Genomic DNA, 24,889 nt, shown 5'->3' on the forward strand with positions numbered 1-24,889 from the left:
CAACGCCCTTGTCCGGCTGGCTGAGGTCGATATGGCGGCCGTGGACGCCCTGATCCTGGATCGGATGCAGTCGGACGTGCCGATCATTCCGAAACTGGCCGAACATCTGGTGTCGGCGGGCGGAAAGCGTCTGCGTCCCCTGATGACCGTCGCCGCCGCGCGCGCCGTGGGCGCGACGGACGACATCGTGGCACCGCGCAAGCTGGCCGCTGCGGTCGAGTTCATTCACACCGCCACTCTCCTGCACGACGACATCGTCGATGCGTCCGAACTGCGTCGGGGCAAGGTCGCGGCCCATCTGATCTGGGGCGCCCCGACCAGCGTCCTCGTTGGCGACTTCCTGTTCGCCCGCGCCTTCGAACTGATGGTCGAGACGGATTCGATGCGCGCCCTGGGCATTCTGGCCGAGGCTTCGCGCGTGATCTCCGAAGGCGAGGTGCTGCAGCTGACGCGCGCCCACGACCTCAATCTGGACCAGGCCACCTATCTGCAGATCATCTCGGCCAAGACCGCCGAACTGTTCGCCGCCGCCGCCGAGGCGGGCGCGGTGGGCGCCGGCACCGATCCGGCCGCGATCAAGGCTCTGCGCGATTACGGCATGGCGCTCGGCATCGCCTTCCAGTTGGCCGACGACGCCCTGGACTACGGCGCGACGGCCGAGGCGCTGGGCAAGAACGCCGGCGACGATTTCAACGAGGGCAAGGCGACCCTGCCGCTGCTTCTGGCGGTCGCTCGCACACGCGGCCGCGAGGAAGCCTTCTGGGAGCGAACCGTGACCAAGGGCGAGCGGACGCCCGAAGATTTCACCCGCGCGCGCGAACTCATCATCGGCTCGGGCGCCATCGGCGCGACTTTGGACTTGGCCGGCGACTATGCCGATCAGGCCAAGGCGGCCCTGTCGATCCTGCCGCCCAGCGACTGGCGCGCCGCGCTGGAAGACTTGGCCGATTTCGCGGTGTCGCGCGCCGCTTGACCGAGACTGCGGATACGCTCGACCAACAGGTCCGCACCGCCGACCTCGACCGCTGGCTGTCCAGTCGCCTGGTCGCGGACGACCGCGCGCGCGCCGACCTGATCACACTCTACGCCTTCGAAGCCGAGCTGATGACCATCCCCGCGCGCGTGACCCAACCGCTGCTGGCCGAGATGCGCTACACCTGGTGGGCGGAACAGATGGACGGCGTCTTCGCCGGCGTGCCGCGCAAGGGCCATCCGGTGCTGGAAGCGCTGACCGATCTTGTCGCGCGCCACGACCTGGACCGCGCGCCGTTCGATGCCTTGATCGACGCCCACATCGGCCGGGTGCGCGAACAGCCGCACGACCTCGACGCCTTCTACGTCGGCCCGATGCAGGTCGCGACGCGTGTGCTGGCAGGGCAGGGGCATGACGCCGCCGTGGCCGATGCGGCCCGCGTCTGGGGGCTGACGCAGACCGGCCGGCGCCAGGAGGCGGCGTCCCTGAAATCCGCCGCCAATGGGGCGCTGAAACGCCTTCCGCCCGAAGGATTCGCGGCCGTGGCTCACGCGACCCTTACCGATCCGGACCAGCCGGAGCCGCTGAAGCGGCTGCGCCTGCTCTGGGCCGTGCTGCGCGGCCGGATCTGACCTAGCCGTTCAGGCCGGCGATCAAGCGGGTCAGCAGGACGTTCAGCGTTTTCTGATCCTCTCGCGACAGGCCGCTTAAAGCCTCTTTGGCCGTCTCCTGATGGCTGGGCATGATCTTCTCGATCAGGTCGAAACCCTTGTCCGTCAGGCGGACCAGGGTCGCCCGTCGGTCGCTGGGATGCGGGCGCCGCTCGACCCAGCCCGCCTTTTCCAGCCGGTCGATCCGCGCGGTCATGCCGCCGGACGACATCATCGCCGCCTCGAACAGCGCGGTCGGCGTCAGGCCCTCGCGTTCGCCGGATCGGCGCAGCGTCGCCAGCACGTCGAATTCGCCGTGCTGCAAACCATAGCGCGCGAACAGCGGCGTCTGGCGCTCGCGGATCACCAGTTGCGACGCTTCGTTCAGGCGTCCCAGCACCTCCATCGGCAGCATGTCCAAGTCGGGGCGTTGCACGGCCCATTGGGCGGCGGCGCGAGAAGCTCTATCGGGCATGGTTATCTTGACATCGAGATACTTGAGGTCGAGAGACTAGCGCGATTTTCAGTCGGAGTCCCCACCATGACCGCACGATCTGACGCCACGCCCGCGCGCGGCGCTTCGCTGCTGTTGCTGGCGGCCATCGTCGCCCTGGCGCTGAATCTGCGGCCGGCGATGGCGGCGGTGGGGCCGCTGCTGGATTTGATCGAGGGTGCGACGGGCATGGGTTCGACCGCCGCCAGTCTCCTGACAACCCTGCCCGTGCTGATGATCGGTCTGGGCGCCCTGTCGATCCGGCCGTTGCGTCGGCGACTGGGCGAGCGGCGCGGGATCTTGCTGGGCGCGCTGCTGATCGGCGGGGCCTGTCTCGTGCGGGGGGTGTTGACCGGCGCGACCGGCCTGATCGCCAGCGCCGTAGTCGTCGGTGTGGGCGTCGCCTTGATCCAGGCCTTGGCGCCGGTCGTCATCAAACGGGCCTTTCCGGCGCAGTTCGGCACGGTCATGGCGCTCTACACCACCGGCATCATGGGCGGCGCCGCCGTCGCGGCGGCCACGGCGGCCGGTCTGGCCGAAACGATCGGCTGGGCCGGGACGCTGGCCTTATGGAGCGCGCCGGCCTTTGTCGCTGCATCGGTCTGGCTGGCGGCGTCGCGCGACCCCGCAGCCGAAGAGCCGAATCGTGCCGCGGTGGTCGAGGCGACGGACCCCGAGCTGCCCGTCTGGCGTCAGGGGCGGGCGTGGCGGCTGATCCTGATCATGGGCCTGGGGACTTCGGCCTATACATTGATGCTGGCCTGGCTACCGCCCTTCTACATCGACCTGGGCGAGCCGAGGGCCACCGCCGGCAATCTGCTTAGCGGCATGACGGCGGCGGAGGTGACGGCCGGCCTGCTGGTGTCGCTGACCATCGGGCGCTTTGCGGATCGGCGCGGACCGATCCTGACGGCGCTTGCGCTCGCCCTGGCGGGCCTGGCTGGTCTCGTGGTCGCGCCCCTCAGCATGGCGGCGCCGATCGTGATCGTGCTGGGCCTCGGCATCGGCGCGATCTTCCCGCTCAGCCTGATCCTGGCGATGGACCAGATCGACGATCCCGCCCGTTCCGGCGATCTGCTCGCCTTCGTTCAGGGCGGCGGCTACATCATCGCCAGCCTGTCGCCGCTGGGCGCAGGCCTGCTGCGCGACCACTTGGCCGACCTGACCCAGGCCTGGGTGCTGATGGGCGTCGGCGTCATCCTGCTGGGCGCAATGACGCTGGAGTTCCGGCCGGGCCTGCCCAAGCTGCGCTGAGCGACCCGGCCCTCATAGATCAGCCCGCGTCGCGCCAGGCTTTCAGGCTCTCCATCGCCCGGAGGCTCATCAGGCGCTTCTTGGCCCGGCCGCGTTCCTTCAGCGGGATCTTGACGCCCGCCTCATCGACCTTGGGCGCCTCGAGCGGCGGCAGCAGGCCATAGTTGATGTTCATCGGCTGGAACTTCGATCCTGCCAGATGCCCGCCGGTGATGTGCTCGACCAGGGCGCCCATGGCGGTCTCGGGCGGCGGCGGGGCCAGGTCGCGACCCAGCGCTTGCGCAGCGGCGAGACGGCCGGTCAGCAGGCCCATGGCCGCGCTCTCGACATAGCCCTCGACGCCCGTCACCTGACCCGCGAAACGCAGGCGAGGCATGGCTTTCAGCCGTAACTGCTTGTCCAGCAGCTGGGGGCTGTTCAGATAGGTGTTGCGGTGCAGGCCGCCGAGGCGCGCGAACTGGGCGTTCTGGAGGCCGGGAATCATGCGAAAGACCTCGGCCTGCGCCCCGTGCTTCAGCTTGGTCTGGAAGCCGACCATGTTGAACAGGGTGCCCAACGCATTGTCCTGGCGCAGCTGGACGATGGCGTAGGCCTTGACCAGCGGATCGCGCGGATTGGTCAGGCCGACGGGCTTCATCGGGCCGTGACGCAGGGTCTCGCGCCCACGCTCGGCCATGACCTCGATGGGCAGGCAGCCGTCGAAATAGGGGACGTGCTCCCAGTTCTTGAACTCGGCCTTGGGACCGCTCAGCAGGGCGTCGATGAAGGCCTCGTACTGGGCCTTGTCCATCGGGCAGTTGACGTAGGCGGCGGCGTCGCCGCCCGGCCCTTCCTTGTCATAGCGCGACTGACGCCAGGCGATGTCGAAGTCGATCGAATCGGCGTGAACGATGGGGGCGATGGCGTCGAAGAAGCTCAAGGACTCCTCGCCTGTCGCCTTCAGGATGGCGTCGGCCAGGGCAGGGGAGGTCAGGGGGCCGGTGGCGACGATGACATTGTCCCATTCCTGCGGCGGCAGGCCGGCGATCTCTTCGCGCACGATCGTGACCAGGGGGTGGGCGGTCAGTCTGGCGGTCACCGCCTGGGAGAAGGCGTCGCGGTCCACGGCCAGGGCGCCGCCGGCCGGCACCTGATTGATGTCGCCGCAGGCCATGATGATCGAATCCAGCGCCCGCATCTCGGCGTGCAGCAGGCCGACCGCATTGAACTGCCAGTCGTCCGAGCGGAAGGAGTTGGAGCAGACCAGCTCGGCCAGGCCATCGGTGTGGTGGGCGTCGGTCTTGACGCCGGGCACGCCGCGCATCTCGTGCAGGATGACGGGCACGCCAGCCTGGGCGATCTGCCAGGCGGCCTCAGAGCCGGCCAGGCCGCCGCCGATGACGTGGATGGGGGAAGGAGAGGGGGAAGCGCTCATCGCGGCCTTCTAGCGGGCGGGTGGCGCGGTGTCATGGCCCCCTGCTATATCCGCCGCCGGTCATCGGGGGCGTAGAGTGAGCGAGCATCGGATTTTGCGACTGGGCGAGACGCTGTCGGCGGCGGCCCGCGCCCTGCCTCGCCTGTGGCGCGGAGCTTGCGGCGCAATCGTGCTGGCGGCCGTGGTCTGGAGCCTCAAGCCGCTGGCGGCGGGCCCAGCGGGCCTGATCTGGGCGGCGTGCGCTCTCACCTCGACCCTGGTGCTGGCGGGCGCGCTGGCGCGGATCGCCATCACCGACGATCTAGCCGGGGCGCGGCGGCTGGGCCTTGGGCCGGTTGGGTTGCAGTTCGGACGACCGGAGGGGCGGCTGCTGGGCGCGGGCCTGCTGTGCGTAATCTTTCTCGCCATGATCCTGTCGGTCGTGGCCCTGGTCCTGTTGGCCGTGTTCGGCATGGCCGAGTTGAACGCACAGGCCATCGAGATGCGCCAGTGGAGCGCGGTGGGGCCGGCGTGGAAGCTGATCCTGCTGGCGGTCGTCACGGCCTTCGCCCTGTTCGCCGTCATCGCCTTCGCCGTGCGCCTGTGTCTGTTCGCGCCGGCGACGATCGGGCGCGGGCAGATGGTGTCGTTGCAGAGCATGAGCATCGCGCGCGGCGGCTTCTGGCCCCTGCTGGTTGGGCTTGTCCTTACGGCGGCGCCGAAGATCGCGCTGGTGTTGCTGTGGGGTGCGGGGCTGCTGTCGGGTACGGCGGGCTGGATCGTCTTCGCCGTCGTGCTGACAGGCTTGCAGGCTCCGCTGACGATGGCTTTTGTGGGCGCCGCCTATCGCCGATTAGACGCTTAGGCTCATTGGCGCTGCCCAATCGACCTTCGGCCATTGGCGCGATCTTCTCAATCATTGCCCCTTGACGGGTCTGAGGCGATGCAGGCTATCTGGCTTGCAACTGGAGATCATCATGCTATTGGCCGCCTTGATGGCCGGGTTCCTCATGCAGGACGCCCAGCCGGCATATCCCGCCACACCTCAACAGTTCGAAGGTCGGCGGTCCGGCTTCGTGCAAGGCACGCTCAATGTCGCCATAGGTGAGCGGGCGACGCTGCGTCGCAACGCAAATGGAACCTACGACCTGATCAAGGTCGACCGCATCGATATTGGCGATGTCCTGCCGCCCGCCGAGGGTTCACGCGGGCCGCTGAATGAGGCGGCGCCCGGAACGATCAGGTTTGGACTGCATGCGCGTCGGGATGTGGGTTCGGTGCTGAAGGTCGAGAACAGTCAGGGCGAGGGCCTGAAGTATTCCGGCTTCATCGTCAGATATGTGGGCGGGCAGGCACGGGGGCCTGCCGAAACCTCAGTCTGCACTGTGCCCGCGGGGATGGTCAGCTACGAACGCTGGAATGAGCCCGTCATCCAATTCGTGGTCGGCGGATTGCAGACTTCGGCAGACGCCGTGCCGACGTGCCCTCGTCACGTCGAGCAATCATCGGGCACGTCGTCATCGCCGCCATCGGTCAGGCCTTCGTGAGCTCCTCAGAAACCGAATAGGCCGCCTCGGTCTTGGCGGCGACTTCGTCGAGGGTGACGCCGTCGGCCAGTTCGATCAGCTCGAGGCCCGCGCCGTCCGGCTTGACGTCGAAGGTGGCCAGGTCGGTGATGATGCGGCTGACGACGCCGGTGCCGGTCAGGGGCAGACTACATTCCTTCAGGACCTTGGACTGGCCGTGCTTGTTGGCGTGCTCCATGACGACGACCACGCGCTTGACGCCCGCGACCAGGTCCATGGCGCCGCCCATGCCCTTCACCAGCTTGCCGGGGATCATCCAGTTGGCGATGTCACCGTTCTGGGCCACTTCCATCGCGCCCAGGATCGACAGGTTGATATGGCCGCCGCGGATCATGGCGAAGCTGTCGGCGCTGGAGAAGTAGGACGACTCGGGGATCTCGGTGATCGTCTGCTTGCCGGCGTTGATCAGGTCGGGGTCCTCGTCGCCCTCATAGGGGAAGGGCCCCATGCCCAGCATGCCGTTTTCGGACTGAAGGGTTACGGTCATGCCGGCGGGGATGTAGTTGGCCACTAGGGTCGGGATGCCGATGCCCAGGTTCACGTAGAAGCCGTCCTGCAGTTCCTGAGCGGCGCGTTCGGCGAGTTGTTCGCGGGTGCGGGGCATGATCAGACCTCCGATCCGGCGGCGGCGCCGACGGCACGTTGACGGACGGTGCGCTGTTCGATGCGCTTTTCGGACACGGTCTGGACCAGGCGGTCGACATAGACGCCGGGCGTGTGGATGTGGTCGGGATCCAGCGAGCCGACGGGGACGATCTCTTCGACCTCGACAACCGTGACCTTGCCGGCTGTGGCCATCATCGGGTTGAAGTTGCGGGCGGTCTTGCGGAACACCAGGTTGCCGCGCTCGTCGGCCTTCCAGGCCTTGACGATGGACAGGTCGGCCACGAGGCCCGTTTCCATGACGTAGTCGCGGCCGTTGAAGTTGCGGACCTCCTTGCCCTCGGCGACCAGTGTGCCGACGCCGGTGGCGGTGAAGAAGGCGGGGATGCCCGCGCCGCCTGCCCGGATTCGCTCGGCCAGAGTGCCTTGCGGGTTGAACTCAAGCTCAAGCTCGCCGGCGAGATACTGGCGCTCGAACTCCTTGTTCTCACCGACGTAAGAACTGATCATCTTGGCGATCTGGCGGGTGCCCAGCAGTTGGCCCAGGCCGAAGCCGTCGACGCCGGCGTTGTTGGAGATGACCGTCAGGCCCTTGACGCCGCTGTCGCGCAGGGCGGCGATCAGGTTCTCAGGGATGCCGCACAGGCCGAAGCCGCCGGACATGACCGTCATGCCGTCGAAGGTCAGGCCCTCCAGCGCGGACGTGACGTCAGCGTAGATCTTTCCCATCGCTCTCCCTTTTTTCACTGCCTGATGAATATCGGCTTTTGACCACGCCTAACGCGGGGGCGGGCGGGGGGCAAGACGCGGCGTCGATCCGACGCGGCGATTTCAGACGGTGAAGGCGAAAAACAGAGTCTAATTTGTCTAATTCGTCTGAACCGACGGCGAAACGGGTTCAAAAATGAGGGTGCAATTGGTGCACTTTCTACGGAATCGGTCGGCGCGGACGACCGATGTCGGCATCCTTGGGGTTGCGTTCAAGAGGGCGAGGCATCCATCGGGGGCGAGGCGTCGTATTGCAGTTAAGCCTGCAGCAAGATCCGACGATCGAGGACGCCGATGAACCTGACCAATGTCGCCATTCGCCAGCTTCAGGACGCGCCGTTCCCGGACTTCGTGACGCGCCCGGCGATCGACAGCCTAGTGACGGAGGCCAGAAAGCGTCTGGATCGCGACGGGCCGCATGACGAGGCGGCCTTTGCGCGCGAAATGGCCCAGCGCGCTATCGCCGAACATACCGACGCGGCGAACCAGCAGCATTACGAACTGCCGCCCGAGTTCTTCCAGCTGTGCCTGGGCAAGCGGCTGAAATACTCCTGCTGCCTCTATCCCACGGGCCGCGAGACGCTGGATCAGGCGGAGGAGGCGGCGCTGGCCGAGACCTGCGCCCATGCCGATCTGAACGACGGTCAGGAGATCCTGGAGATGGGCTGCGGCTGGGGTTCACTGTCGCTGTGGATGGCCGAGAAATATCCGAATTCGAAGATCACGGCCGTGTCGAACAGCCACGGCCAACGCGGCCATATCGAAGCGCAGGCGGCGGCGCGGGGCCTGACCAATCTGACGGTCATCACCCAGGACATGAACGCCTTCGACACCGAGCAGCGGTTCGACCGCATCGTCTCGGTGGAGATGTTCGAGCATATGGCCAACTGGCGCGCCCTGCTGACCAAGGCGAGACGCTGGCTGGCGCCGGACGGGCGGATGTTCATCCACGTCTTCACGCACCGCAACGCGCCCTATCGGTTTGACCATACCGACAGCGGCGACTTCATCGCCCAGCATTTCTTCACCGGCGGCGTCATGCCCAGCCACGGGCTGATCCGGCAGTTTCCCGACCTGTTCGCGGTCGAGCAGGAATGGACCTGGAACGGTGGTCACTATGCGAAGACCGCCAACGACTGGCTGGCGAACATGGACCGGAACGCCCCGCGGATCGCGGTGTTGATGCGTGAGACCTATGGCGACGAAGCCAAACTTTGGACCCGTCGCTGGCGGCGCTTCTATCTGGCGACGGCGGGTCTGTTCGGAAACGATGAGGGCCGCACCTGGGCGGTCAGCCACTATCGACTGAAGCCGGCTTAAGGGAGACGAGGATGATCAAATATGTCGCGGCCTATCTCGGGGCCGGCCTGACCTTTGCAGCCATCGATTTCGTCTGGCTGACCACCATGACGAACCGGCTGTACAAGCCCGTCATCGGGCCGATTATGGCCGACAAGCCGGACATGAAGGCGGCGGTGGCCTTCTATCTGATCTCCATCGCCGGGACCGTGTTTCTGGCGATTGCGCCGGCCCTCAAGGAAGGGAACTGGACGCGGGCGGCGATCAACGGGGCGGTGCTGGGCTTCGTCGCCTACGCCACCTACGACCTGACCAATCAGGCGACGCTGGCGGTGTGGCAGACCAAGCTGACCATCATCGACCTGATCTGGGGCACGACCCTGACGATGCTGTCGGCGACCGGCGGCTATTTCGCCGCGCGCTGGGCCGAGGGCCGTTTCGGCTAAGCCGCCCGGCTGAGCCCGCGCTTGCGATTGCGACCTTGCGTGTCTAAAGCTCGCGCCAGGGTTGATCGCGGGGGCGACAGTTGGGGGATGGCAGGCACCGATTGATGTCGGCGCGCGGCGCGGCCGATGCGGGCTGGGTCTATGGCGCACATGTCGCCCGCTATGTCTCGCCGCTGCTGCTCTATCCGGTTCTGACGCGACGACTGGGGCTGGAAGGGTTCGGGGTGTTCGCCTCGGCCATCGCCCTGGCCTTGGTCGTGTCGGTGGTGGTCGATTACGGGCAGTCGCTTTCGGGGCCGCGCGACATCGCTGGAGCCGTCGAAGGACGCGGCATTCTGGTCGGTCAGGCCCTGGCGATGCGCGGTTTTCTGATCCTGCCCGCCGTTGCGGTCGGCGTCGGTCTGGCGGCCTTCAATCCGGTTCTGGAAGGCGCCAGCGGCGTCGTGGCCATGGCGGTCGCGCTGGGCATCGGGCAGGGGGCCAGCCTGCTGTGGTTCTTTCAGGGTGTTCGCAATCCCGGTCCGGCGGCGATGCTGGAGGTCGGCTGCGCCCTGGCAGCGACGGGGGTCGTTCTGGCGCTGCGCGACTTAAGCGTCGGCGGCGTGATGGCCGTCCAGGCGGGCAGCGTCTGGGCCGGCTTCGTCGCGACCGGCGCCCTGTTGCTGCGACAGCAGAAGATTCAGGCGCCGGAGCGGGGCTTTGTGAGGCGCGTCCTGATCCAGGGCGGTCCGCTGTTCGCCGGTCGGGCGGTCATCGTCGCCTATACGGGGGCGGGCGTTCTGGTCGTCGCGGCGCTGGCCGGGCCGGCGCAGGCGGCGCTTTACGGGGCGGCGGACCGGCTGGTCGCGGCGTCCGGATCGCTGATGCGGCCGCTGGCCGGTCTGATTGCGCCCCGGATCGCCGGACTGCTGGGACAGGATCCGGCGGCGGCGTTTCGCACGGCGCGGTGGACGCTGGCCGCCTCGACGGGCGCGTTCGTGCTGCTGGCGGCGGCGCTGTCGCTGGCGGCGCCGCTGCTGATCCGTCTGTTGTTCGGGCCGGGGTTTGCGGGCGCCGTCGAGCTGCTGCGCCTTCTGGCCTGGGTGCTGCCGCTGGTGGCCGTCAGCCAGGTGCTGGGGCTGCATCTGATGAACCCGCTGCGGATGGATGGACGGTTCGCGCTGATCGTGGCGCTGGGGTGTTTCGCAACCCTGGGGCCGGCGGTGATGCTGGCGCCCGGCCTTGGCGCGGTCGGGATGGCGGGGGCGCGGATCATTGGCGAGGCGGCGGTGGTCGTGGCGTGTCTGATCGGATTGAGGGCGCATTGGAGCGCGCTGTTCCAGACCGGCGGGAGGCGCGATGTCCCGGCGATATGACTGGTTGATCGTCGGCGCCGGTTTCACCGGGGCGGTGGTCGCCGAACGGCTGGCGCGCGGGCTGGACCAGCGCGTGCTGGTGATCGACCGGCGCGACCATGTCGGCGGCAATGCGCACGACCGGCGCGATGCGGGCGGGCAGCTGATCCATCCCTATGGCCCGCACGTGTTTCACACCAACAGCGCGCGCATCTTCGACTATCTGAGCCAGTTTACGGCCTGGCGGCCATACGCCCATCGGGTCCTGGGGCAGGTTGACGGGCGACAGGTGCCGCTGCCGTTCAATCTGGATTCGATCGACACGCTGTTTTCCACAGCAACGGCCGAGCGGATGAGACAGGCCCTGGTCCAGCGGTTCGGTTTCGGGACGCGGCCCAGCATCCATGACCTGCGACAGGCGGGGGACGATCCGGATCTGAGGCGGCTGGGGGACTATGTCTTCGACAAGGTGTTCGCCGGATACACCGCCAAACAGTGGGGTCTGCCGGTCGAGGCGCTGGACGCCTCGGTCACCGCACGGGTGCCGATCGCGGTCAGCCGGGATGACCGCTATTTCGTCGATCGCTATCAGGCCATGCCGCGCGACGGCTATGGGGCGCTGTTTGAGCGGATGCTGGACCATCCGAACATCACCGTGTCGCTGAACACGCCGATGGAGCAGGTCGGGGCGGGGTCGTGGGACCGGATGGTCTATTGCGGCGCGCTGGACGACTATTTCGGGCAGTCGGTCGGGGCCTTGCCCTATCGCAGCGTGCGGTTCGACCATCGGGTCGTGAATGCCGATGAGGGGCTGCCGGTCGGGACGGTCAACTATCCCAATGACTTCGACTTCACGCGCATCACCGATTTCCGCCACCTGACCGGCGAGCGTGGGCCGACGACGGCGACGGTGACCGAATATCCGATGGCTTATGAGGCGGGCGTGAACGAACCCTATTATCCAATACTGACGGAGGCGTCGCGAGCATTGGCGGGAGAGTATCGCGCGATGGCGGCGACGCTGGCGGGCAAGGTCTGGTTCGCCGGGCGGCTGGCCGATTTTCAGTACTATAACATGGACCAGGCGGTCGGCCGGGCGCTGAGCCTGGTCGAGAAATCGCTGGCGCCGGCCATCGCCCGGATGGCGGCATGAGGGCGTCGGTTTGGGCGGTGGTGGTGACGTGGAATCGGCGCGCCCTGCTTGAGCAATGTCTGGCGCATCTGATCGCCCAGACGCGGCATTGCGACGGGGTGGTAGTGGTCGACAACGCCAGCGACGACGGCACCGCCGAGATGCTGGCCGACGCCTGGGCGGGTCAGGCGATGGTGGTGCGAATGCCGGTGAACACGGGCGGGGCGGGAGGCTTCAACGCCGGCATCCGCGCGGCGATCGAGGCGGGGGCCGACCGGGTCTGGCTGATGGACGACGACGTGCTGGCGGAGCCGGATGCGCTGGAGGCCTTGTTGGCGGCGGAAGCGGGGCTGGCGGACGAGGGCGTCGTTCCGGCCTTCCTGTGTTCCAGCGTCAGGTCGCCTGAGGGGCATCTGACCAATACGCCCGAGATCGACCGACGCGAGAACGTTTTGGGCTATCCGGCCTGGGGCGAGCGGCTGGCGCAGGGGATGGCGCCGGTGCGGCAGGCGACGTTCGTGTCGGTCCTGGTCAGCCGGGCGGCGGTGATGCGGCACGGCCTGCCGCTGGCGCCCATGTTCATCTGGGGCGACGATACGGAATATACGCTGCGGCTGTCGCGCGACGAGCCGGGTTATCTGGTTGCGGCCAGCCGCGCCGAGCATGTGCGCGCGACGCCGGGACGGCTGACCATCGAGACTGAGCCGGATGCGCGGCGCGAGCGGCTGCATCGCTATCTGACGCGCAACGTCATCCTGGCCAAGCGGCGGCACGAGGGACGGCGCTCTGCGCTGCGCTATGCCGCGTCGCGGCTGAGGCTGGCGGGTCGGCTGGCGCTTGGCGGACGCTGGCGCAAGGCCGGGGTGCTGGTCGCCGGCGTGGTGGACGGGGCGCGGTTTGATCCCGAGGTTGAGCATTGCAGGCCGTCCTGAGCGCATCGCGGCGCGGAACACTGCGGTGGTCGCAGCTGAGGGCGGCGTATGAGTGGCTGGCATTGGGACTGCTGGGCCTGGGCGTGACCTTGCCGCTGTTTCTGACGCCGGGGCAGGTCAGCGGGCCGCGGCTGGGGGATCTGGCGCTGATCGTCGCCTTGCCGCTGGTAGGTGTGAGGTGGCGAGGCATGGCGCCGGTTCTGAGGGCTGCGAGCGTGGTCGCGGCGGGCTTTCTGGCGATGACGCTGCTGGTTCAGGTCGCGCCGGTCGGCGATCGGCTGAACGTCGGGGATGCGGCCTTCTGGTTTCGGTGGATTGCCTCGGCGCTGTCGGCGCCGGCTGTTGCGAGCCTGATCCTGAGGGATGAAGGACGGCGGCGGCTGTTCCTCTGGGCCGTGCTGGCGGGCGCGGCGTGTCATCTAGCGACCTATGGGCTGGCGATGCTGGTCGGGCTTGAGCCTTTGCAGGCCGTGGGGCTGGCGTCGCCGCGCGCGATGGTGACCACGACGGCCGCCCAGGTGCGATTGACGACCCTGGCCGAACATCCGAATGCGGCGATGGCGATGATCGGATTGGCGGTCCCGGCAGGCGTGATATTGGCGAGGCGGCATTGGGCGCGGCGCGCGACGACCTGGGGCGGCGTCGGCGTGGCGGTTCTGGGGTTCGTCAGCACCCTGTCGCGGAGCGGCATGATGGCGGCGATGCTGGCGGGGCTGGCGAGAATAGTCGTCGGTTGGCGCTGGCGCGAGCAGGTTCGGCCGCTGGGGGTGGTGCTGACGGTCTGTGTGCTGGCGGCGGGCGCGATGGCTTTGCAGGCGGGGCGGTTCGAACTCGACGGCGGCCGGTTCGCGGGACGGTTCGACAGAGGGGCGCTGCAAGACAATCTGGCCGGACGGATGCTGACCTGGCGGCGGACGGTCGATCTGGTCGTGGAGCGGCCCATGGGGGCGGGGTGGTCGTCGGCGGACGAGATGGGGGCGTTCCGGGCGCTGTCGGTCAGCCACAACGGCTATCTGTTCACGGCGCGGACGGCGGGGGTGGTGAGCGCGCTGGTGCTGCTGGGGCTGCATCTGGCGTCGGCGGCGCGGCTGGACGCGCTGACGCCGCTGTCGATCTATGTGCTGGCGGCGATGTTCGGAGAGGATCTGACGCAAGGGGCGGGGATGGTCTTCCTGTGCTGTCTGGTGGGCGCCCTGGCGTGGCGAAGGCCGCTGGCGCCGTGAGGGTGCTGATCGTCAACACCCTGTATCCGCGGGCGCAGGTCGGCGGGGCGGAACGCAGCGTGGCGCAGTTGGCCCGAGGGCTGAGGCGGGCGGGCGTGGAGGCGTCCGTGCTGACGCTGACGCCGAGGCGCGAGACGGTGAACGAACGGATCGACGGCGTGCCCGTGCAGCGCCTGCCGTTGCGAAACCTGTACTGGCCATATAACGGCGCGCGGCGATCGGCGGTTCGGCGAGCGGTCTGGCATGGGCTGGAGGCGGCCAATCCGCTGATGGATCAGGCGGTGGATCGGGCGGTCGCGCGGGTGCGGCCGGATCTGATCCATCTGCACCTGACGACGGGGTTTTCACTGTCAGTCTATCGCGCGGCGGCGCTGTGGGATCTGCCGTTGGTGCAGACGCTGAGGGATTGGTCGATGCTGTGCGCGCGGGCGTCGCTGTTTCGACGCGGACGGCGTTGCGAGCGGCGGTGTGGGTCGTGCGTGTTGCTGACGGCGGGCAAGCGGGTGCGGTCGCAAGCGGTGGATCATGTCATCGGCCTGAGCGGGGCTGTGCTGGAGACACATCGGGCGGCGGGCTATTTTCGGCGGACGCCAGGGTCGGTGATCGGCAATGCAGCGGGCGCGGCGGCGATCGCGCCAAGACCATCGTTGGCCGAGGCGCCGACGATGCGATTCGGGTTTCTGGGGCGGGTCGAGCCGGAAAAGGGGATCGAGGTTCTGCTGGCGGCGACGAGAGGGTTGGCTGGCGACTGGAGGCTGATGATCGGCGGTCGGGGCGAGGCGGATTACGTGCAGGCGTTGAGGCGGGCTTACGATGACCCGCGCATCGTCTGGCTGGGGCAGGTGGAGGCGGGGGCGTTCTGGCCCAAGGTGGATGTGCTGGTTGCGCCGGCGGTGTGGGCCGAGCCGTTCGGACGCAGCGTCGTGGAGGCGGTTCAGCAGGGACGGGGCGTGATCGCCTCGCGCATCGGGGGATTGCCGGAGGCGGCGCAGGGGGCGGGCATGTCGGCCCTGGTCAAGGCGAAGGATACGGGCGCGCTGACCGCGGCGATGCAGGCGGCTGTGGACCAGCCGGAACGCTGGCGTTTTGCGGCCGTCGGTGCGCCGGCGTGGACCGAGGCGTCGATCGTCGAGGCGCACAGGGCCGTCTATCGTCAGGTGCTGAGCAGGAGATCTTCGATGACTTCGGCCGAGCGGGACCAGGCGTAACCGTCAGCGCGGCGAAGGCCGGTGTCGCGACGGGCGACATCCGGTCGGCTAAGCAACTCCGCCATATGGGCGGCCAGGACTGCGTCGTCGGCAGGGTCGAAATAGAGGGCGGCGTCGGCGCAGACCTTGCGCGTGGCGGGGATGTCGGAAGCGATGACCGGACAGCCGAGTGTCATCGCCTCCAGCGGCGGGATGCCGAAGCCTTCATAGAGGCTGGAAAAGACGAGCGCCTGCGCGCCGCTGAGCAGGGCGGCGATCTCGGCGTCCGAGCGACGGCCGGCGAAGATCACGCGCGGGTCGGCCGGAAAGGCGGAACGGTCGAACACGGCGCCGGGCCGGTCGCCGATGAGGACCAGCCGAACGGCGGGATCTGCAAGGCGGGAAAGGGCGCGAATGGCGACGGCGAGGTTCTTGTTCGGCGTCAGGTTACCCAGGGCCACGAAATAGGGGCGGGTCGTCAGGCCGAGGCGTTCGATGACGGCCGGGTCCGGGGTGATGTTGCGAAGATGGTCGGCGCTGTTCGGGGCGACGGCGATGCTGGCGGGCGACAGGTTCAGGACCGAGGCCAACTCGCGCCGGGAGAACTCAGAGACGGTCGCCAGCCGCGCCCGGCGCGCCAGGATCCTGTTCAGGGCGCGGTGAAAGGCGGCGTAGCCTGTCCTGAAATGCTCAGGATGACGAAAGACGGCGGCGTCGTGGATGACGACGATCTGCCGCCGGTGCAGCACCGGACCCGAACCGCCTAACGACAGCAGCCGGCCGTGGCGCGCGGTCCAGGCCAGGGCATTCTGTTCCCACAGATGGCCGCCGGCGCGCCCGATCGTGCGGATCGGGATGTGGAGCAGGTTTAGGTTCTCGGCGCCCGGGGGCGTCAGCAGGACGTACCGGTCGGCGGCGCCGGGGCGCTGGTCCAAGGCACGGACGATCTGACGCGCATAGCGCTGAACCCCGCTCATCGGCTGGGTCAGGAAGCGGCCATTGATGAAGACGGGGTCAGCCACCTAGGCGTCGGCGAGCGAAGGCGTCGCGGTAGATCCGGACCGTCTGGTCGGCCATGCGTGAGGCGGACAGCAGGCCCGGCGCGATCGGCAGGGGCACGACACGGCTGGCCAGCGCGGCGTGCATCGCCTCGGCCAGATGATCGGGCGAGGCGTCGACGGGCAGGCGGTCGATGCGCGCGCCGGCCTGGATCAGACGCCCGATCCCGCCGACGTCGGTGCAGACGATCGGCAGGCCCAAGGCGGCCGCCTCGATCATGGCGTAGGAATCGGCCTCGTAACGGCTGGTCATGGCGAACAGATCGAAGCCCGCCATCAGCGGCCCGGCGTCGCGTGAACCCAGCAGACATAGGGCGTCGCCGCCGGCGGTCCTGACCGCCGAGGCCAGATCGCCATCGCCGATCATCACGCCGGTGATACGCGGATCGATGGCGTTCGCCCGGCGGACGGCGTGGGCGAACCGGATCGGGTCTTTCTGAGCGCAAAGCCGGCCGACGAAGCCGATGACCAGAGCGTCCTCGGGAACGCCAAGGGCCTGGCGGGCGGCGAGACGATCGTTGGCGGGCGGCGCGGCCAGGCCGTTGGGGACGACGTGCAAGCGGTGTCCGCCGAGCCCCCAACGACGGGCGACGACGGCCTCTTCCTCAGAGACGGCGATGACGGCGTCGCCGGACCGGGCCAAAAGCGCCTCGGCCGCGCCTGCAACGATCGTCGTCAGGTTGGCCGGGTCCATCATCGGCAGAGCGTGAGGGGTGTAGATTTTGGCGGCGCCGGGCGCGTGGGCGAGGCGGACCAGGGCGCCGGCCTTGGCGCTGTGGCCGTGAACGATCTCGAACGGGCCGAGGCGGGCGATCAGGCGATTCAGGGTGTGAAGGGCGGCGACGTCCCACGGTCCGACGCTGCGTCGCATCGGCACACGTTCATCGGCGTGGAGGGGAAGGGCCGCGACCGCGGCCTCGAACCAGGACTCGGCGCGGCGCGGCGACCAGATCAGGGACACCTGATGGCCGCTTCCGATCAGGGCGCGGGCCAGATCGACCACGTGACGCCCCGAGCCGCCGCCGGACGGCTCGATGACCAGAAGAATGCGCAATGTCGTCCCCCGACGATGGCTCAGCGTTGCAACTGAAAGCCATCATCGAGAAACGTCAAGATTGTGTGCTTAGTTCACCGTAGCCTTGACGATCTTGCCGGGGCTGCGCGGCGGCTCGCCCTTGGGCAGGGCGTCAACGTGTTCCATGCCCGATTCGACCTGGCCCCAGACGGTGTACTGGCGGTCCAGGAAGGTGGCGTCGTCGAAGACGATGAAGAACTGCGAGTTGGCGCTGTTGGGGTCCGAGGTGCGGGCCATCGAGCAGACGCCGCGCACGTGCGGCTCGGCCGAGAACTCGGCCTTCAGGTTCGGCTTCTTGGAGCCCGAGGTGCCGGTGCCGGTCGGATCGCCGCCCTGGGCCATGAAGCCCGGGATCACGCGGTGGAAGACCACGCCGTCGTAGAAGCCTTCCTTGGCCAGTTCGGTGATGCGTTCGACGTGGCCTGGGGCGAGGTCGGGGCGCAGCTTGATGACCACGTCGCGGGCTTCGCCGTCGCCGGTGTCCAGGGTGAAGGTCAGGGTGTCGGCCATGTCGGTCGTCCTCTTTGGGTTGATTTGAGGCGGGACATAGCCCGCAACGCCGGTCGGGGCTATGTGGGAACGATGAGCGAAGACGAAAAGCCCCAGGAACGCCGCCGGATGGTCAGACCGCCCACCGGCGGGACCGCCGCCGGACGCGGCATGGGCACGAAGATGAAGACGGCCGACACCAAGTCGATGTCGAGCCAGCAATGGATCAAACGCCAACTGTCGGACAAATGGTCCGAAAAGGCGCGGGCCGAGGGCTGGCGCTCGCGCGCGGCCTTCAAGCTGATCGAGATCGACGACAGGTTCCGTCTGATCAAGCGCGGGTCAAAGGTCATCGACCTGGGCGCGGCGCCGGGCGGCTGGGTTCAGGTGGCCTTGAACCGGGGTGCGGGCGCGGTGGCGGGCGTGGACCTGCTGATGATCGCGCCGATCCCGGGCGCGACCCTGCTTCAGGCCGATTTCACCCATCCGGGCGTGGATCAGCAGTTGATCGACGCCATCGGCGGGGCGCCGGACCTGGTGCTGTCGGACATGGCGCACAATACGGTCGGGCATCGCCAGACGGACCATTTGAAGATCATCGCCCTGATCGAGATCGCCGCCGACTTCGCCATCCGCACGCTGCGGCCCGGCGGAAACTTCGTCTCCAAGAACTTCCAGGGCGGAGACGCCGGCGGGGTTCTGGCGCGGCTGCGCGAGGAGTTCGAGACGGTGAAATACGTCAAGCCGGCGTCGAGCCGGAAAGACAGCGCCGAGGTGTTTCTGGTGGCGCTGAACAAGCGCTGACGCGTCAGGCGGCGGCTGCGCTCGCGCGGGCTCGACGGTCCTCCATGCGGGACCAGATGCGGTCGTGCAGGGTGAAGAAGAGCGTCTGCACTAGAGGCTCGACCATGCCGATGGTCAGCGCCGTCCGGATGTCGTTGGTCAGGGCGTAGGCGACGGCGACCGCCACGGCGAAGTGCATAACGCCATAGGTGACGGTCTTCAGCGCGATCTGTTTGAACGACCGGGGCAGGGCGTGGCTGTGGCCGCGATGGGCGTCATGCGAGCGGCGCTGTTCCTCGGGCGACATGATGTCGAGGCGGGCGGTGAAGGCCTCTGTCGCCTCTTCGATATTGGAGGCCATGCGACGGCGCTCGACCTTGTGCCAGACGCGGTCGTGGACGGTGTAGGCGATGGTCTGAAAGATCGGCTCGACCATGCCGACGGCCAGGGCGACGCGCCAGTCGCGGGTGATGGCGAGGGCGACCAGGATGGCGACGATCAGGTGCATGACGCCATAGCTGGCGATCTTCAGAGCCAGTTTGCGCGCGGTGCTGAGGATGACGCCGACCATGCGGAGAGAATGGTGAGCGGCCCTGCGGGTTGCAAAGCAATAAAATCTATCGGGCCTATAACCGCAATCGGCCTTGCCCCCGACCCCCGCATCCCGTTATACGCGGCCCGCAAAACGGAGACTCCCTATGGAGATACGCGAAGGACTGACCTTCGACGATGTTTTGCTGGAACCCGGCGCATCCGAGTTCATGCCGGCGATGGTCGATGTCTCGACCCAGCTGACGCGCGACATCAAACTGAACATCCCGCTGCTGTCGTCCGCCATGGACACGGTGACGGAAAGCCGCCTGGCGATCGCCATGGCCCAGTCCGGCGGTCTGGGCGTTCTGCACCGCAATATGACCATCGAGGAGCAGGCCGACGAGGTCCGCGCCGTCAAACGCTATGAGAGCGGGATGGTGGTCAATCCGGTGACGGTCGGCCCGCAGACGACTCTGGGCGAAGTGCGCGAGATCGTGGCGCGCAAGAAGATCACCGGCTTCCCCGTCGTGGACCCGGCGACGGGCAGGCTGGTCGGCATGCTGACCCACCGCGACATGCGCTTCGAGAGCGACCTGAACGTCACCGCCGCCGCGCTGATGACCACGGGCGACCTGATCACGGTGCGCGAAGGCGCCAGCCGCGACGAGGCGCGTGAGTTGCTGAAGACCCGCAAGATCGAACGCGTCATCGTGGTGGACGAGGATTATCGGGCCGTCGGCCTGATCACCATGAAGGACATCGAGAAGGCCCAGGCCTTCCCCAACGCCGCCAAGGACGAGCAGGGCCGCCTGCTGGTCGGCGCAGCCTCCACCGTCGGCGACGCCGGATACGAACGCGCGATGGCGCTGGCCGAAGCGGGTTGCGACGTGGTGGTGATCGACACCGCGCACGGTCACTCGGCCTCGGTCGCCCAGGTGGTCGAGCGGATCAAGCGCGAGAACAACCGTCTGCAGATCATCGCCGGCAATGTCGCCACCTATGATGCGACGCGGGCCCTGATCGACGCAGGCGCGGATGCGGTGAAGGTGGGCATCGGTCCCGGCTCTATCTGCACCACGCGCATCGTCGCCGGCGTTGGCGTGCCGCAGCTGACGGCGGTGATGGACTCCGCGCGGGCGGCCAAGGGCACGGGCGCCTCGGTCATCGCCGACGGCGGCATCAAATATTCGGGCGACCTGGCCAAGGCCATCGCGGCGGGCGCCAACGTGGCCATGATGGGTTCGATGTTCGCCGGCACCGACGAAAGCCCCGGCGAGGTCTTCCTGTACCAGGGCCGCAGCTACAAGTCGTATCGCGGCATGGGCTCGGTCGGGGCCATGGCGCGCGGCTCGGCGGATCGGTATTTCCAAAAGGAAGTCTCGTCCGAGAAGCTGGTGCCCGAGGGCATCGAGGGCCAGACGCCGTACAAGGGGCCGATCAGCCCGGTCCTGCACCAGATGGTCGGCGGGCTTCGCGCCTCCATGGGCTATGTCGGCGCCGGCACGATCCCGGAGTTCCAGGAACGCGCCCGCTTCGTGCGCATCACCGGCGCGGGTCTGCGTGAAAGCCACGTCCACGACGTGATGATCACGCGTGAAGCGCCCAACTATCGGCAGGGGTAGGCGACCATGACGACCGAACTCACCTATCTGGCGCTGACGCTGATCCTGGCCTTGGTTCAGATCTTCCTGCCCGCCGGGGCGCGGACGGCCGAGTTCGGCTCGAAATGGAATGCGGGTCCGCGCGACGAGACGCCGGAGGCGAAGAAGCCGCTGACCGGCCGTCTCGAACGCGCCCAGGCCAATCTGTACGAAACCCTGCCGCTGTTCATCGGCGCGGTGCTGATCGCCCATGTCATCGGCGCGTCCAGCGCCCTGACGGTGTGGGGCGCGGCGCTCTATTTCTGGGGGCGGGTGGTCTATGTGCCGCTCTACGCCTTCGGCGTTCCCTATATCCGGTCGCTGGTCTGGGTGGTCTCGCTTGCGGGACTGGTCATGGTCCTGGCGTCCCTGTTCTTCGTTTGAAAGCCTGAATTGACCCCAGCCGCTCGCCTCGCCGCCGCCGCCTCCGTCCTGGACTCCATCGCCCAGGGCCGCCAACCGGCCGAGGCCGTCATGAAGGCTTGGGGCACGGCCAACCGCTACGCCGGGTCCAAGGACCGGCGCGCCATCGCCGACCGGGTCTATAAGGTGCTGCGCGCGCGCGGCCGCCTGTCGTGGATCATGGGCGGGCGGGAAGACGGTCGGGCCCTGGTCATCGGTTCGCTGCACGCCATCGACGGGCTTTCGTTGGAAGAGATCGAGGCCCTGCATTCGGGCGACGGCTATGGTCCGCGCCCGCTGTCGAAACAGGAGCGCAGCCGCATCACGGCGGGGCAGGGCGAACTGCCGGGCTGGGTCGCCGCCGGCCTGCCTGAGTTCGTGGTCGAGGATTTCAAGGCGACCTTCGGCGATCGTTGGGCCGAGGAAGCCCACGCCCTGATGGCGCCGCGCGCGCCGATCGACCTGCGCGTCAATGATACAGCCGCCACGGTCGATGAGGTCGAGGCCGAACTGAAAGTTGCCGGTCTTGATGTTTCGCGGACGCCCTGGTCGGCCGTCGGCCTGCGCATGCCGTCGGAACCGCCGCCCAACATCCAGGCGCTGGAAGGCTTCAAGGCCGGCCGGTTCGAAATCCAGGACGAAGGCAGCCAAGTCGTTTGCTGGCTGGCGGGCGCCGCACCCGGCATGACGGTGGTGGATTACTGCGCCGGCGGCGGCGGCAAAACGCTGGGTCTGGCCCAGGCGATGAAGGGGCAGGGTAAGCTGGTCGCCTCGGACGTCGTCAACAAGCGGCTGGAGAACATTCGTCCTCGCCTGCAGCGCGCGGGCGTCGAGGCGGAGCTGGTCCTGATCGGTCAGAACGGCGGCGGCCTGGAAGACCTGAACGGCCAGGCCGATCTGGTCTTCGTCGATGCGCCCTGTTCGGGGTCCGGCACCTGGCGTCGTCGTCCCGAGGACGCTTGGCGTCTGACCGCCGAAGAGGTCGAAAAGCTGCACGGCCTTCAGGTGCGTATTTTGAGCCAGGCGACCAAGCTGGTGAAGCCGGGCGGCCGTCTGGTCTATGTCACCTGTTCGATGCTGGCGCGCGAAAACGAGGCCAGCGTGGACGCCTTCGAGGCCGCCAATCCGGACTTCCGCCCCGTCGCCGTCGCCGATGTCCTGTCGGCGCCGCAACTGAGCCAGGCGGCGCAGGCGAAGTTCGCCGAGCTGGCGTCCGGGGCGCGCCTGCGCCTGTCGCCGGCGTCGGCCGACACCGACGGCTTCTTCGCCGCCGTCTACGAGCGCGCGGCATGAAGCTGGCGCGGCATGGCGAGGTCTCGCTGCTCTATGTCATGGCCGCGCCTGCTGAATACGGCCCGCACCTTCAGGCCCGGATCGCGCCGCTGATGACCGGCGTCGGTCCGGTCGAGGCCGCTGTGAGCCTGAGCGCAGCCCTGGCGCGGCTGGAGGCGGCGGGCGATCGGCCGGATCTGATCGTATCGCTGGGCTCGTGCGGATCGCAGGTGCTGGATCATGCGGCGGTCTATCAGGCCTCGTCTGTCGCCTATCGCGACATGGACGCCAGCCCGCTTGGTTTTCCGAAGGGCGTGACCCCCTTGCTGGACCAGCCCGCCGTCCTGCCTTTGCCGTGCCCGATCCCCGGTGTGCCGACGGCGACCCTGTCGACCGGAGCGAACGTCGTGTCCGGAGCCGCCTATGACGCCATCGACGCCGAGATGGTGGACATGGAGACCTGGGCCCTGGTCCGCGCCGCCCAGACCTTCGGTGTGCCTCTGATCGCCTTACGCGGCGTGTCGGACGGTCGCGCCGAGTTAAAGGCTTTGGAGGACTGGACCTCGACCCTGCATCATGTGGACGAGAACCTGGCCGCCGCCCTGGATCGCTTGATCGCCGTGCTGGAGGCCGACGGACCCGCCGCTCTTGAGCTTCCCGCCCTTGAAATATCGGCCCCGCCCGGCCAAGACCCCGCCCAACTTCCTGCCCCGGATTCCATCACGCCATGACCACGCCGCAAGACCACCAAAAGGTCCTCATCGTCGACTTCGGAAGCCAGGTGACGCAGCTGATCGCGCGCCGCCTTCGCGAGGCCAGCGTCTATTGCGAGATCCATCCGTTCCAGAAGGCGGAAGGCGCTCTGACGGCCATGAACCCGGCGGCCATCATCCTGTCGGGCGGTCCGGAGAGTGTGCATGAAGAGGGCAGTCCCCGCGCGCCGCAGGGCGTGTTCGAGGCCGGCGTGCCGGTGCTGGGCATCTGTTACGGCGAGATGACGATGTGCGAGCAGCTGGGCGGCAAGGTCGAGGGCGGCCACACGCGCGAGTTCGGCCGCGCCGAGATCACGGTTCAGAAGACGTCGCCCCTGCTGGCCGACCTGGCCCCTGTCGGCGAGAACGAAGAGGTCTGGATGAGCCACGGCGACAAGATCGTGGCCATCCCCCAAGGCTTTGACGTGGTTGCCTCGTCCGAGGGGTCACCCTATGCGGTGATCGCCGACGAGGCCCGTCGCTTCTACGGTGTGCAGTTCCACCCCGAGGTGATGCACACCCCGCGCGGCCATCAGATGCTGAAGAACTTCACCCACGGGATCGCGGGCTTGAAGGGCGACTGGACCATGGCCGCTTATCGCGACGAGAAGATCGCCCAGATCCGCGAACAGGTCGGTGACGCCAAGGTGATCTGCGGCCTGTCCGGCGGCGTCGACTCCTCGGTCGCCGCCGTTCTGATCCATGAGGCTATCGGGGATCAGCTGACCTGCGTCTTCGTCGATACCGGCCTGTTGAGGAAGGACGAAGCGAAACAGGTCACGACCCTGTTCCGCGAGCACTACAATATCCCTCTGGTGCACGTTGATGCATCGAAGGAATTCCTGGGCGAACTGGCCGGGATTTCCGACCCCGAAACCAAGCGCAAGACCATCGGCCGTCTGTTCATCGAGGTGTTCGATCGCGAATCCGCCAAGATCGAGGGCGCCGAATTCCTGGCCCAGGGCACCCTCTATCCGGACGTGATCGAGAGCGTCTCCTCGTCCAGCGGCAAGGCCCATGTCATCAAGAGCCATCACAATGTCGGCGGCCTGCCCGACTATATGAAGTTGAAACTGGTCGAGCCTCTGCGCGAGCTGTTCAAGGACGAGGTCCGGGCGCTGGGCCGCGAACTGGGGCTCAGCGACGCCTTCGTCGGGCGCCACCCGTTCCCCGGACCGGGCCTGGCCATCCGCATCCCCGGCGAGATTACGCCGGACGCCGTCGAGACCCTGCAACAAGCCGACGCCATCTATCTGGACGAGATCCGCAAGGCGGGTCTCTACGACAAGATCTGGCAGGCCTTCGCCGTCCTGCTGCCGGTCAAGACCGTCGGCGTCATGGGCGACGCCCGCACCTATGAAAAGGTCCTGGCCCTGCGCGCCGTCTCCTCCACCGATGGCATGACCGCCGACTTCTACCAGTTCCCCTGGGACGTCCTCTCCAAGACCGCCACCCGCATCATCAACGAGGTCCGCGGCGTCAACCGCGTCGTCTACGACGTGACATCGAAGCCGCCCGGGACGATCGAGTGGGAATAAGCATTCTTGAAGACCTCTGCCTTGGCTGCCTAGGCGGGGCTGTTCGATGATCGGTTTTGAGTTTCGCTATTTA

The 24,889-nt window shown here is 67.7% G+C and carries 26 protein-coding genes; 18 read left to right on the plus strand and 8 right to left on the minus strand.

Annotation, left to right across the window (positions count from 1 at the left end):
- Positions 1–31: 31 nt before the first annotated feature.
- Both ABIC32_RS14735 and ABIC32_RS14740 read left to right on the plus strand, forming a co-directional pair.
- Positions 32–973, plus strand: coding sequence for a polyprenyl synthetase family protein (locus tag ABIC32_RS14735; RefSeq protein ID WP_354074751.1), 942 nt, complete (start codon positions 32–34; stop codon positions 971–973).
- Entirely contained in the window at positions 970–1,605 is a 636-nt protein-coding gene (locus ABIC32_RS14740) for a squalene/phytoene synthase family protein (RefSeq protein WP_354074686.1), read from the plus strand. The genes ABIC32_RS14735 and ABIC32_RS14740 overlap by 4 nt, the downstream gene beginning before the upstream one ends.
- A gap of 1 nt (position 1,606) precedes the next feature.
- Here the strand turns inward: ABIC32_RS14740 and ABIC32_RS14745 are convergent, their stop codons facing one another.
- Positions 1,607–2,098 carry a MarR family winged helix-turn-helix transcriptional regulator gene (locus ABIC32_RS14745; protein ID WP_354074687.1) on the minus strand — a complete coding sequence of 164 codons (492 nt, stop codon included), beginning with the start codon at positions 2,096–2,098 and terminating at the stop codon, positions 1,607–1,609.
- A 66-nt stretch (positions 2,099–2,164) separates the two neighbouring features.
- Between ABIC32_RS14745 and ABIC32_RS14750 the strand changes: the two genes are divergently transcribed.
- Positions 2,165–3,370, plus strand: a complete 1,206-nt coding sequence (locus tag ABIC32_RS14750; protein ID WP_354074688.1) for an MFS transporter — start codon at positions 2,165–2,167, stop codon at positions 3,368–3,370.
- A 19-nt stretch (positions 3,371–3,389) separates the two neighbouring features.
- Here ABIC32_RS14750 and trmFO read toward each other — a convergent pair whose 3' ends face one another.
- Positions 3,390–4,784, minus strand: coding sequence for a methylenetetrahydrofolate--tRNA-(uracil(54)-C(5))-methyltransferase (FADH(2)-oxidizing) TrmFO (gene trmFO / locus ABIC32_RS14755; RefSeq protein ID WP_354074689.1), 1,395 nt, complete (start codon positions 4,782–4,784; stop codon positions 3,390–3,392).
- A 76-nt stretch (positions 4,785–4,860) separates the two neighbouring features.
- On the opposite strand from trmFO, the gene ABIC32_RS14760 reads away from it, so the two are divergent.
- Both ABIC32_RS14760 and ABIC32_RS14765 read left to right on the plus strand, forming a co-directional pair.
- On the plus strand, positions 4,861–5,628 hold the full coding sequence (locus ABIC32_RS14760) for a hypothetical protein (RefSeq protein ID WP_354074690.1): 768 nt from the start codon (positions 4,861–4,863) through the stop codon (positions 5,626–5,628).
- 61 nt (positions 5,629–5,689) lie between these two features.
- Positions 5,690–6,310, plus strand: a complete 621-nt coding sequence (locus ABIC32_RS14765) for a hypothetical protein (protein WP_354074691.1) — start codon at positions 5,690–5,692, stop codon at positions 6,308–6,310.
- On the opposite strand, the gene ABIC32_RS14770 is transcribed toward ABIC32_RS14765, so the two are convergent.
- Both ABIC32_RS14770 and ABIC32_RS14775 read right to left on the minus strand, forming a co-directional pair.
- Entirely contained in the window at positions 6,297–6,953 is a 657-nt protein-coding gene (locus tag ABIC32_RS14770; protein WP_199061076.1) for a 3-oxoacid CoA-transferase subunit B, read from the minus strand. The genes ABIC32_RS14765 and ABIC32_RS14770 overlap by 14 nt on opposite strands.
- 2 nt (positions 6,954–6,955) lie before the next feature.
- The gene (locus ABIC32_RS14775; RefSeq protein ID WP_354074692.1) at positions 6,956–7,681 is read right to left on the minus strand and encodes a CoA transferase subunit A; all 726 of its coding nucleotides are present in this window, start codon (positions 7,679–7,681) and stop codon (positions 6,956–6,958) included.
- A gap of 333 nt (positions 7,682–8,014) precedes the next feature.
- On the opposite strand from ABIC32_RS14775, the gene ABIC32_RS14780 reads away from it, so the two are divergent.
- The 7 genes from ABIC32_RS14780 (at position 8,015) to ABIC32_RS14810 (ending at position 15,294) form a co-directional block, all read left to right on the plus strand.
- Positions 8,015–9,040, plus strand: coding sequence for an SAM-dependent methyltransferase (locus ABIC32_RS14780; protein WP_354074693.1), 1,026 nt, complete (start codon positions 8,015–8,017; stop codon positions 9,038–9,040).
- A gap of 11 nt (positions 9,041–9,051) precedes the next feature.
- Complete coding sequence (locus tag ABIC32_RS14785; RefSeq protein WP_039245498.1) at positions 9,052–9,465, plus strand: DUF2177 family protein; 414 nt, start codon at positions 9,052–9,054, stop codon at positions 9,463–9,465.
- Between the two features lie 104 nt (positions 9,466–9,569).
- Complete coding sequence (locus ABIC32_RS14790; RefSeq protein WP_354074694.1) at positions 9,570–10,820, plus strand: oligosaccharide flippase family protein; 1,251 nt, start codon at positions 9,570–9,572, stop codon at positions 10,818–10,820.
- Entirely contained in the window at positions 10,804–11,952 is a 1,149-nt protein-coding gene (gene glf / locus ABIC32_RS14795) for a UDP-galactopyranose mutase (protein WP_354074695.1), read from the plus strand. The genes ABIC32_RS14790 and glf overlap by 17 nt, the downstream gene beginning before the upstream one ends.
- Complete coding sequence (locus tag ABIC32_RS14800) at positions 11,949–12,863, plus strand: glycosyltransferase (RefSeq protein WP_354074696.1); 915 nt, start codon at positions 11,949–11,951, stop codon at positions 12,861–12,863. The genes glf and ABIC32_RS14800 overlap by 4 nt, the downstream gene beginning before the upstream one ends.
- Positions 12,864–12,925: 62 nt before the next feature.
- Positions 12,926–14,086: an O-antigen ligase family protein gene (locus ABIC32_RS14805; RefSeq protein WP_354074697.1), complete on the plus strand. Its 1,161-nt coding sequence runs from the start codon at positions 12,926–12,928 to the stop codon at positions 14,084–14,086.
- Positions 14,062–15,294, plus strand: a complete 1,233-nt coding sequence (locus tag ABIC32_RS14810) for a glycosyltransferase (protein WP_354074698.1) — start codon at positions 14,062–14,064, stop codon at positions 15,292–15,294. The genes ABIC32_RS14805 and ABIC32_RS14810 overlap by 25 nt, the downstream gene beginning before the upstream one ends.
- On the opposite strand, the gene ABIC32_RS14815 is transcribed toward ABIC32_RS14810, so the two are convergent.
- The 3 genes from ABIC32_RS14815 to ABIC32_RS14825 form a co-directional block, all read right to left on the minus strand.
- On the minus strand, positions 15,240–16,295 hold the full coding sequence (locus tag ABIC32_RS14815; protein ID WP_354074699.1) for a glycosyltransferase family 4 protein: 1,056 nt from the start codon (positions 16,293–16,295) through the stop codon (positions 15,240–15,242). The genes ABIC32_RS14810 and ABIC32_RS14815 overlap by 55 nt on opposite strands.
- On the minus strand, positions 16,288–17,385 hold the full coding sequence (locus ABIC32_RS14820; protein ID WP_354074700.1) for a glycosyltransferase family 4 protein: 1,098 nt from the start codon (positions 17,383–17,385) through the stop codon (positions 16,288–16,290). The genes ABIC32_RS14815 and ABIC32_RS14820 overlap by 8 nt, the downstream gene beginning before the upstream one ends.
- A 69-nt stretch (positions 17,386–17,454) precedes the next feature.
- A complete protein-coding gene (locus ABIC32_RS14825; RefSeq protein WP_017504078.1) occupies positions 17,455–17,916 on the minus strand; it encodes a peptidylprolyl isomerase in 462 nt (153 codons plus the stop codon).
- A gap of 72 nt (positions 17,917–17,988) precedes the next feature.
- On the opposite strand from ABIC32_RS14825, the gene ABIC32_RS14830 reads away from it, so the two are divergent.
- A complete protein-coding gene (locus ABIC32_RS14830) occupies positions 17,989–18,699 on the plus strand; it encodes an RlmE family RNA methyltransferase (protein ID WP_039245491.1) in 711 nt (236 codons plus the stop codon).
- Between the two features lie 4 nt (positions 18,700–18,703).
- On the opposite strand, the gene ABIC32_RS14835 is transcribed toward ABIC32_RS14830, so the two are convergent.
- A complete protein-coding gene (locus ABIC32_RS14835; protein ID WP_354074701.1) occupies positions 18,704–19,249 on the minus strand; it encodes a DUF2061 domain-containing protein in 546 nt (181 codons plus the stop codon).
- Positions 19,250–19,376: 127 nt separating this feature from the next.
- Between ABIC32_RS14835 and guaB the strand changes: the two genes are divergently transcribed.
- The 5 genes from guaB to guaA are packed head-to-tail and all read left to right on the plus strand — an operon-like array spanning position 19,377 to position 24,816.
- Positions 19,377–20,834: an IMP dehydrogenase gene (gene guaB, locus ABIC32_RS14840; protein ID WP_354074702.1), complete on the plus strand. Its 1,458-nt coding sequence runs from the start codon at positions 19,377–19,379 to the stop codon at positions 20,832–20,834.
- Between the two features lie 6 nt (positions 20,835–20,840).
- Positions 20,841–21,236: an MAPEG family protein gene (locus ABIC32_RS14845; RefSeq protein WP_185224661.1), complete on the plus strand. Its 396-nt coding sequence runs from the start codon at positions 20,841–20,843 to the stop codon at positions 21,234–21,236.
- A 9-nt stretch (positions 21,237–21,245) separates the two neighbouring features.
- Positions 21,246–22,547 carry an RsmB/NOP family class I SAM-dependent RNA methyltransferase gene (locus tag ABIC32_RS14850; protein ID WP_307510691.1) on the plus strand — a complete coding sequence of 434 codons (1,302 nt, stop codon included), beginning with the start codon at positions 21,246–21,248 and terminating at the stop codon, positions 22,545–22,547.
- A complete protein-coding gene (locus ABIC32_RS14855) occupies positions 22,544–23,257 on the plus strand; it encodes a 5'-methylthioadenosine/S-adenosylhomocysteine nucleosidase (protein WP_199060438.1) in 714 nt (237 codons plus the stop codon). The genes ABIC32_RS14850 and ABIC32_RS14855 overlap by 4 nt, the downstream gene beginning before the upstream one ends.
- Complete coding sequence (gene guaA, locus ABIC32_RS14860) at positions 23,254–24,816, plus strand: glutamine-hydrolyzing GMP synthase (RefSeq protein ID WP_354074703.1); 1,563 nt, start codon at positions 23,254–23,256, stop codon at positions 24,814–24,816. Before ABIC32_RS14855 ends, guaA begins: the two co-directional genes overlap by 4 nt.
- Positions 24,817–24,889: the final 73 nt, after the last annotated feature.

This window comes from Brevundimonas sp. 1080 (genome assembly GCF_040545985.1).
Taxonomy (GTDB): domain Bacteria; phylum Pseudomonadota; class Alphaproteobacteria; order Caulobacterales; family Caulobacteraceae; genus Brevundimonas.

Coding starts and splice junctions, on each gene's coding strand:
- ABIC32_RS14845 (WP_185224661.1), top strand. CDS start 20,841: ATGACGACCGAACTCACCTATCTGGCGCTGACGCTGATCCTGGCCTTG.
- ABIC32_RS14825 (WP_017504078.1), bottom strand. CDS start 17,916: ATGGCCGACACCCTGACCTTCACCCTGGACACCGGCGACGGCGAAGCC.
- ABIC32_RS14785 (WP_039245498.1), top strand. CDS start 9,052: ATGATCAAATATGTCGCGGCCTATCTCGGGGCCGGCCTGACCTTTGCA.
- ABIC32_RS14775 (WP_354074692.1), bottom strand. CDS start 7,681: ATGGGAAAGATCTACGCTGACGTCACGTCCGCGCTGGAGGGCCTGACC.
- trmFO (WP_354074689.1), bottom strand. CDS start 4,784: ATGAGCGCTTCCCCCTCTCCTTCCCCCATCCACGTCATCGGCGGCGGC.
- ABIC32_RS14735 (WP_354074751.1), top strand. CDS start 32: ATGGCGGCCGTGGACGCCCTGATCCTGGATCGGATGCAGTCGGACGTG.
- ABIC32_RS14770 (WP_199061076.1), bottom strand. CDS start 6,953: ATGCCCCGCACCCGCGAACAACTCGCCGAACGCGCCGCTCAGGAACTG.
- ABIC32_RS14855 (WP_199060438.1), top strand. CDS start 22,544: ATGAAGCTGGCGCGGCATGGCGAGGTCTCGCTGCTCTATGTCATGGCC.
- ABIC32_RS14745 (WP_354074687.1), bottom strand. CDS start 2,098: ATGCCCGATAGAGCTTCTCGCGCCGCCGCCCAATGGGCCGTGCAACGC.
- ABIC32_RS14800 (WP_354074696.1), top strand. CDS start 11,949: ATGAGGGCGTCGGTTTGGGCGGTGGTGGTGACGTGGAATCGGCGCGCC.
- ABIC32_RS14830 (WP_039245491.1), top strand. CDS start 17,989: ATGAGCGAAGACGAAAAGCCCCAGGAACGCCGCCGGATGGTCAGACCG.
- guaA (WP_354074703.1), top strand. CDS start 23,254: ATGACCACGCCGCAAGACCACCAAAAGGTCCTCATCGTCGACTTCGGA.
- ABIC32_RS14835 (WP_354074701.1), bottom strand. CDS start 19,249: ATGGTCGGCGTCATCCTCAGCACCGCGCGCAAACTGGCTCTGAAGATC.
- guaB (WP_354074702.1), top strand. CDS start 19,377: ATGGAGATACGCGAAGGACTGACCTTCGACGATGTTTTGCTGGAACCC.
- ABIC32_RS14750 (WP_354074688.1), top strand. CDS start 2,165: ATGACCGCACGATCTGACGCCACGCCCGCGCGCGGCGCTTCGCTGCTG.
- ABIC32_RS14790 (WP_354074694.1), top strand. CDS start 9,570: ATGTCGGCGCGCGGCGCGGCCGATGCGGGCTGGGTCTATGGCGCACAT.
- ABIC32_RS14780 (WP_354074693.1), top strand. CDS start 8,015: ATGAACCTGACCAATGTCGCCATTCGCCAGCTTCAGGACGCGCCGTTC.
- glf (WP_354074695.1), top strand. CDS start 10,804: ATGTCCCGGCGATATGACTGGTTGATCGTCGGCGCCGGTTTCACCGGG.